The 1,499-nt window shown below is 67.9% G+C and carries 2 protein-coding genes; both read right to left on the reverse strand.

Going from position 1 to position 1,499, the window contains the following annotated elements; all coding sequences use genetic code 11:
• Positions 1-45: 45 nt before the first annotated feature.
• Entirely contained in the window at positions 46-303 is a 258-nt protein-coding gene (locus tag BRAS3809_RS32790; RefSeq protein ID WP_008966311.1) for a hypothetical protein, read from the reverse strand.
• Positions 304-419: 116 nt separating this feature from the next.
• Positions 420-1,499 (reverse strand): hypothetical protein (locus tag BRAS3809_RS32795; protein WP_240535828.1); only part of this gene is annotated, 1,080 nt, incomplete at its 5' end.

Genomic DNA, 1,499 nt, shown 5'->3' on the forward strand with positions numbered 1-1,499 from the left:
CTGTGATCGCTGTCGCTTGTTGGATCGGCGCATGGCGTTGACCGGTCAGAACGGACTGAGCTTCGCATTCCGCTCGATGATCAGCGCTGTGCCGAAGCGTGACTTGAGTTGCTCGGCGTCTCGCGACGTCAGATTGACGACCAGGTGCGGCTGGTCGGGTCGGCCGCCTCTCGCGATGATCGAGGCGCCCGCGATGCCCTTCAGCGCGTCCTCGAACGCGCTGAGGTGGGATGTGTCGGACGTGCTGCGTCCGGCGACGATGAACTCATCGCTGGATCCGGTTGGATTGGAGCTGTCGGTCATGATGGTTGTCCTCTCTGTCTTCGGTGTTCACCCGGGCGACTATCGAGCCGCCCGGGAAACACTGCAACGGAACAGTTGCCACGTCTGAGTGCAGCCTCACGCCGGCCGACACGGGGTCAGTGATAGGTCACGCCCTGATACGGATAGACGGAGGCCACAGGGACGTTGCCCCAGCCGTTCTGGGCCCAGGCGTTCTGCGCCAGCTGCTGGCTGGCGTCGAACGGCAGGATCGAGCCGAGCACGCCGCCCGCGGTGCTGCCGATGGTGTGGCCGAGGTTGCGGTTGCCGAGCGCCTTGCCGATGAAGCCGCCGCCGAGACCGCCCAGCGTGCTGCCGAGGAAGCCGCCCAGCAGGCCCTGCGGAACGAGCTCCGGTGCGGCGTCGAACGGCAGCAAGCGCTGGATGGCCTGCTGGGCGAGCGGGGCCTGGCCCAGGACGTCGCCCAGGTTGGGACCGAAACCACGATTGCCGAAGCAGTTCGTCATCATGCTTCGCGGCGCGTTGCCGAGCAGATTGCCGAAGAAGCCCTGCGGAGCGAGATCGGGGCCGGCGTCGAACGGCAGGAAGCGTTGGCCGAGCTGTCCGGCGATGCCGCCGATCTGATTGCCGAGATTGCGGTTGCCGAAGTAGCCGCCGATGGCGCTGCCGAGCGGTGCTCCGACCTGGCCGAGCAGATTGCCGAAGAAGCCCTGCGGTGCGAGATCGGGGGCCGCCTCGAACGGCAGGAAGCGCTGGCCGAGCTGTCCGGCGATGCCGCCGATCTGATTGCCGAGATTGCGGTTGCCGAAGTAGCCGCCGATGGCGCTGCCGAGCGGTGCTCCGACCTGGCCGAGCAGATTGCCGAAGAAGCCCTGCGGCGCGAGATCGGGGGCCGCCTCGAACGGCAGGAAGCGCTGCGCAAGCTGACCTGCGAGGCCGCCGACATTCTGACCAAGCCCCTGATTGCCGAAGTAGTTGCCGATCACGCCGCCGAGCGGAGCGCCGACCTGGCCGAGGAAGTTGCCGATCGCGCCCTGCGGCACGAATTGCGGCGCGGCCTCGAAGGGCAGGAAGCGCTGGGCGAGCTGGCCGGCAATGCCGCCGATCTGGTTGCCGAGGCCCTGATGACCGAAGGCGCCGCCGATCATGCCGCCGAGCGGAGCGCCGACCCGGCCGATCAGATTGCCGAAGAAGCCCTGCGGCGCGAACTCCGGCGC

The sequence above is a fragment of the Bradyrhizobium sp. STM 3809 genome (assembly GCF_000239795.1).
Taxonomy (GTDB): Bacteria; Pseudomonadota; Alphaproteobacteria; order Rhizobiales; family Xanthobacteraceae; genus Bradyrhizobium.

Coding starts and splice junctions, on each gene's coding strand:
- BRAS3809_RS32790 (WP_008966311.1), bottom strand. CDS start 303: ATGACCGACAGCTCCAATCCAACCGGATCCAGCGATGAGTTCATCGTC.